Here is a 6,038-nt window from a genome sequence, read left to right on the forward strand (position 1 = left end):
GCCACCGACCGCCGGATCGGCCGTCGCCGCCGGCACCGACATCCCCATCGATGTCGCCACCACTACCGCCAACGGTGCGAGAAACCTCATCGGACGCCCTTCAGTCAATTGATCGCCAGTCCCGAATTTCGCTCAAGGTAGGCATCGGATCGTTTGTGCGACAAGACTTGTTGGGCATTCGACCAATCGCCGAGTTGAACATCGCTGGATGCGATCACAAGATTCGACACAATCATGGCCGGAATTCATCTGGTGCCGTTAACTCTTGGTTGCGTAGCCGGGGGAATTCCCTGGCCTCATGAATCGAGGTATTCGGTGGTCAATTTCGGCTTCTTCGATGAATGGCATCCGGAGCCCGGCAAACTCACCAGCTGGCGTCCGACGCCGCACGCGCGCGCCGCCGCCGCGGCTGCCACGGTCCATCCCGCACCGCCGTCGTATCAGCAGGAGGAGTATCTGCTCGCGGCACACCGTAGCGCGGGAACCGGGTTCCGGGCCTCGCGGCTGTGCATGATCACCTTCGATCTCCCGGGCGCTCCCGACTACGCCGCCCTCGGCCGTACCGTCACCGCCTTCCTGCGCCGGCACGACACTTTCCACAGCCGCTTCGCCCTGCACGCCGACGGACGAATCCGACGCCATGTACTCGTACCGGGCCTGATCGACGTCACCGCCGTCGATCACGGCCGGTTCCAGCACGGCGCGGAGATTCGCGCCCACGTCCAATCCGGTACACCCGGCCCCTTCGAGTGGGATTGCTTCGACTTCGGCGTCATCGAATACTCCGGCGCGTTCACCGTGTACGCCGCTGTCGACCATCTGCACACCGATGGTGTCGCGCAGGCGGTCTCGTTCGCCGATCTGCTCACGATCTATCTTGCCGAGGTCGGTGGCACCGATGCCGATTTGGCGCCGGTGGCTGGGCACATCGCCTATTGCGATCGCGAGCGGCGCAGCGGCGCACAGTTGTCGCTGCGCGCACCGGAAGTGCGCACCTGGGTTGACCTACTGCGGCGCAACGGCGGCGACGTCCCTTCGTTCCCACTGGATCTCGGTGTCGGGCCGGGCTACACGCGCGGCGCTCAGGTGACGGTGCCACTACTGACCGAGGCCGGGGCACAACGCTTCGAACAGGTGTGTATGGACAACGGTGGACGGTTCCTGGCCGGCATCTTCACCGCACTCGCGTTCACCGAGTACGAACTCGCCGACCGCGAGTGGTATTTCGGTCTCACCCCGGCCAATACCCGCAGCCTGCCGGGCGAAGCCGCCTCGGTCGGCTGGTACACCAACCTCATTCCGGTGTCGGTGCAGCTCGGCGCCGAGGACACCTTCGCCACAGCGGTGGCAGCCGCGCAACGCTCGGCCGATCACGCCCGAGCGCTCACCGCGGTATCACCGCACCGGGTGCTCGAGCTCGTCGCCGCGGACCCGGCCATCCGCACCCGACGTGGTTGGTCGGCGCCGATGCTGTCCTACATGGACGTCCGCCAGAGCACCGACGTGGCGATATTCGAACAGATCAACGGTGGCCTGTACGCCAACTCGCTGAGCCCGTCCCAGGTCTACATCTGGATCAATCGATTCGCCGATGTCACCACGATGACCCTGCTGTTCCCCGACACCGCGGTCGCACATCGGTCGATCGAGCGCTATCGCGATCGATTCACCACGATCATCGCGTCCGTCGCGGCCGAAGGAGATTACGCCGTTCCGCTGCGAGCCGCCTCATGACCGCACCGGCAGGAACGGCAGCGCCCGCTCCCGCACTGCTGGGAACGCTCGCGGCGTGCCTGATCGCGGTCTTCGTCCAGATGCTCGATCTGACCATGGTCAGTACCGCGGTGCCGGTGGTCGCCGACGATCTCGACGCCACCGCGTCGGCGCGGATGCTGGTTGTTTCCGCCTACAGTGCGGTGTTCGCCTGTTCGCTGCTCTCGGCCGCCCGGCTCGGCGACATACTGGGCCGTGGTCGGCTCTACGTCGGCGGGATGACAGGGTTCATTCTCGCCTCGGGGTGGTGCGCGCTGGCCGATACCGCCGGTGAACTCGTCCTCGCGCGGTGCGCGCAGGGCTTGTGCGCGGCGGCGGTCTCGGCGCAGACGCTGGCGATCATCGTCGCGGCATTCCCGCGGGAACGGCGGGCTGTGGTCTTCGGAATCTACGGCGGCGTGGCCGGATTCGCGGCGATCGCGGGGCCGATGCTCGGTGGTGCGCTGGCCGATACCACGCGCCCGGGATGGCGAGCGATCTTTCTGATCGATGTCCTGCTGGGTGGCCTCGCCGTGCTGACGGCACGGCGCTACCTGAAGCGGGAACGTCCCCCGGGGGACGCGCGTCTGGATCCCGTCGGCATGACACTGTCCGCGGTGGGTCTACTCGGCGTGCTGTACCCGCTGGCGGTCGGCCGGGAAAGCGGCTGGCCGCCAATGCTACTGGGACTACTGGCCGCATCGGCACTGCTGCTGATCGGATTGGTGGCACACCAGCGGCGACATCGCGACAATGCCGTACTGCGGGCCGAGCTGTTCAGCGATCGGCGCTTCGCCGTGGGCGCGATCCTGATGATCGGGTTCTACCTGTTGTTCGCCGCCTTCCCCGTCACCGTGTCCGTGACGTTCCAGTCGGGGTTGCGGTATTCGGCACTGGACACCGGGCTGCTCATGCTCCCGTGCGCACTCGGCGCCATAGCCGGCGCGGTCACCTCGCCGATCCTGGTGTCTCGCTCGGGCTCTCGGACGCTGACATTCGGCATGGCGCTCGTCGCCGCGGCGACGGCATTACTCGCGGCTACCATCGACCCCGCCCAGGCGGCGGTCGACACTCCGGCGGTCATCGGCTCGGTCCTGCTCGTCGGCGTCGGGATGGGCTGGTTCGCGGCCCCGTTGCAGGCGGTACTGGTCTCGGGCGTCACCGACGACACCTCCGGCTCCGCGTCCGGCACCGTTCCGACCATTCAGCAGGTGGGCAGCGCCGCCGGCCCCGCAGTCCTGGGGACACTACTGTTCGCCGAAGTCGCCACCTCCGCCGACGAGGGCATCGGCCAGGCGACCATGCTGCTCGCTCGCGAGATCACGGGCGCCGAACCCGCACGCCGCACCGCGATCATCGAATTCGCCTCCTGCGCACACACGACACTGACCTCGGCCGCGCCCGACCTGACCTCCACCACCTGCCGGATCGGCGACCCGACGACCGCCGCGAGTCTCGAGGCGGCGGCTCGGCTGGCCAACGCGCACAGCTACCTGTCCGCCTACCAGAGCGTGCTGTGGGTCATCACTGCCATCGCAACCGGTTTGACGCTGATCACGCTCGTTCTCCCCCGGAGTATCTCGTGACCGCCCGGCCGACCACACACCACGCGATCGACCATCAGCGAGCACAGCACAGCCCGGATGACGCACCGCCCCGGTCCATTCCGCCGTTCGCACGTCTGCCGGTGACCGTGATCATGGGCATCACCGGAACGATTCTGCTCCTGCGCGCGGATCGATACGACTATTTCGGTGACGAGCTGTACTTCCTCGCAGCCGGTCGCCGCCCCTCGCTCGCCTACCCCGACCAGGGTGCGCTCGTGCCGCTGCTGGCCCGGCTGTCCGACACGCTGGCTCCCGGATCGCTGGTGGCCCTTCGGCTTCCGGCCATCCTGGTCAGCGTGCTCGCGATCGCCGTCACCGCCGCCTTGGCCCGCGAGTTCGGCGGCGGGCGCGACGCGCAGGTGCTGGCCGCACTCGCCTACGCCACCTGTCCGTTTCTGCTCTCCCAGGCGGCGTCGCTGTCCACCTTCGCTTTCGACGCCACCCTCTCGGCGGCGCTGGTCTGGCTGCTGGTGCGCTGGATCCGGACCCGCCGCGATCGGCTGCTGCTGTCGGCCGGTGTGCTGGTCGCTGTCGACCTTCAGGTCAAATGGCTTGTTCTGGTGCTACTCGCCGGTCTCGCCGCCGGGATCGTAGTGACCGGGCCGCGAACGGTACTACGTCGACCGCTGCTGTGGGTAGCGGTAGCGGGCGTCGCGATCAGCGCGACACCGGGCTTGCTCTGGCAGGCTCGCCACGGCTGGCCGCAGCTGGCGATGGGCGGCGTGATCCGGGACGAACAGGGATCTGCCACCGGCGGCGCCGCCGGACTGCTTCCCCAGCACGCGCTGCTTCTCGGAGCCTTCGGTGCACTCCTATTCTGTTGCGGCGCATGGTTTCTCGTCAGACATTCGACGCTACGCCCGTACCGACTCCTCGCTGTCGCCCTCGCCGTTCAGATAGCGTTCATCCTGACCACCGGATCTCGGCCGTATTACCTGGCCGCGTTCTTTCCGGCGGTGATAGCTGTGGGCGCGGTCGGCTTCTTCGCTCGCACCAGGAGCCGATGGCCGACTCTGGTCGCCTCGGCAGGGATCGCGCTGGCCACGGCGATCGCGGTGGGGGCGGTGCTCGCACTGCCGGTGGCCGTGACCGAACCCACGACCACCTCCGGTCAGCTGTTCACACGTCTGCGACTCAACGGCACCACCGGCTGGGAACACCTCCGCGACGCTGCCGAAGAGGCGTACCAGAGTGTGGATTCCGCACAGCGGGCGCGAACCGTCATCGTCACCTCCACCTACTGGCAGGCGGGTGCGCTCGACTACAGCCCCGGCCGGGATCTGCCTGCGGTCTACAGCCCCAACCGCGGTTTCGCGCCCTTCGGCCCGCCACCGGAGACCAGCACAACCGTCCTCTACGTCGCACCCACGACCGCCGAAATCACGCTGCGTCGATTCTTTTCCGATGTGGAGCCACTCGTTCGTTTCGACGACCCCCTCGGATTTCCCGGAATCGACCGTGGTGTGACGGTCTGGCGCTGCGACAACCGGCGCCGATCGTGGGCCGAAAGCTGGCCTGCTCTCACCACTCTCGTCGTCGACAAACATCTCTGATCGCCCAGCGAAAGGACCGAGCGATGCACACCACCGAAGTTGCCTGGTTCCACCGATCGTGGACGCTGCGCGATCTGATCGCGCGCAAACAGGGCCGCACCGTCTCGGTCGTCATTCCGGCCCTGAACGAACAGGACACCGTCGCCGCGGTCATCGCCTCGGTGCGTGAGCTGGTCGGCACCCTGGTCGACGAACTGATCGTCCTCGACTCCGGCTCCACCGACGACACGATCGGGCGCGCCACGGCGGCCGGTGCCGTCGTGTACACCCGGGAACAAGCCTTGCCCGGACTGCTGCCACGGCCGGGCAAGGGTGAGGCACTGTGGCGATCGCTGGCGGTGGCCACCGGCGATCTCATCGTCTTTCTCGATTCCGATCTGATCGACCCGAATCCACGATTCGTGCCCGCCCTGGTAGCTCCCTTGCTGTTCGAGACACATACCCAGTTGGTCAAGGGCTGCTATCGACGACCGCTGCGCACGGACAGTCCAGGTCACTACGGCGGTGGCCGGGTCACCCAACTCGTCGCACGCCCGCTGCTCACGGCGCTCGCACCGCCGCTCGCCGACATCATGCAGCCCCTCGGCGGCGAATATGCCGCCACGGCAGAACTTTTGACCTCGCTGCCCTTCGCGCCCGGGTACGGCGTCGAAATCGGCATCCTGCTCGACACCTGGATGCGATTCGGGGCCGATGTCATCGAGCAGGTCGATCTGGGCACCCGCGTGCATCGCAATCGTCCCACCCACGAGCTCGCGGTGATGAGCCGGCAGATCATCGCGACGATGTTCGCCCGCCTCGGCGTTCGGGATTCCCAGCTCGGGCTGCGCCAGTTCCTGCCCGATCAGGGCGTCTGGCGCAGCACCGTCAGTGACATCTCGCTGGCGGATCGGCCGCCGATGGCGACCATCTCCGATCGTCCGAATACCCCGCGGCCGTCGCCGGCCGCGCTCCGATGCCCCTAGGACTTCTCATGATTCGACGCGTCGCGTTCACAAACGCCCGACGGAGTGTCCTGGCCGCCGCTCTGGTGCTCACCGCAGCCCCGACCTGGCTCGGTTCCGCCGCGGCGGAGCCACCTCCGAGCGGCACCCGGATCGAGATCGTCGGCAAGTCCGCCGACCGG

General features: G+C 67.5%; 4 protein-coding genes. All 4 read left to right on the top strand.

What is annotated here, in order from left to right:
* The first annotated feature begins 315 nt into the window (after positions 1 to 315).
* From ACFVMC_RS33095 to ACFVMC_RS33110, 4 genes are read left to right on the top strand one after another with little or no spacing between them, the layout of a single operon-like run.
* The gene (locus ACFVMC_RS33095; protein WP_379216917.1) at positions 316 to 1,734 is read left to right on the top strand and encodes a condensation domain-containing protein; all 1,419 of its coding nucleotides are present in this window, start codon (positions 316 to 318) and stop codon (positions 1,732 to 1,734) included.
* Positions 1,731 to 3,338, top strand: a complete 1,608-nt coding sequence (locus tag ACFVMC_RS33100; protein WP_379216918.1) for an MFS transporter — start codon at positions 1,731 to 1,733, stop codon at positions 3,336 to 3,338. The genes ACFVMC_RS33095 and ACFVMC_RS33100 overlap by 4 nt, the downstream gene beginning before the upstream one ends.
* A complete protein-coding gene (locus tag ACFVMC_RS33105; protein WP_379216919.1) occupies positions 3,335 to 4,912 on the top strand; it encodes a glycosyltransferase family 39 protein in 1,578 nt (525 codons plus the stop codon). The genes ACFVMC_RS33100 and ACFVMC_RS33105 overlap by 4 nt, the downstream gene beginning before the upstream one ends.
* A gap of 23 nt (positions 4,913 to 4,935) precedes the next feature.
* On the top strand, positions 4,936 to 5,877 hold the full coding sequence (locus tag ACFVMC_RS33110; RefSeq protein WP_379216921.1) for a glucosyl-3-phosphoglycerate synthase: 942 nt from the start codon (positions 4,936 to 4,938) through the stop codon (positions 5,875 to 5,877).
* Positions 5,878 to 6,038 lie beyond the last annotated feature (161 nt).

It is taken from the genome of Nocardia sp. NPDC127579 (assembly GCF_042672005.1).
Taxonomy (GTDB): domain Bacteria; phylum Actinomycetota; class Actinomycetes; order Mycobacteriales; family Mycobacteriaceae; genus Nocardia.

Bases quoted from the DNA above. Each gene is read 5' to 3' on its own strand.
- ACFVMC_RS33110 (WP_379216921.1), top strand. From the start codon at position 4,936: ATGCACACCACCGAAGTTGCCTGGTTCCACCGATCGTGGACGCTGCGC.
- ACFVMC_RS33100 (WP_379216918.1), top strand. From the start codon at position 1,731: ATGACCGCACCGGCAGGAACGGCAGCGCCCGCTCCCGCACTGCTGGGA.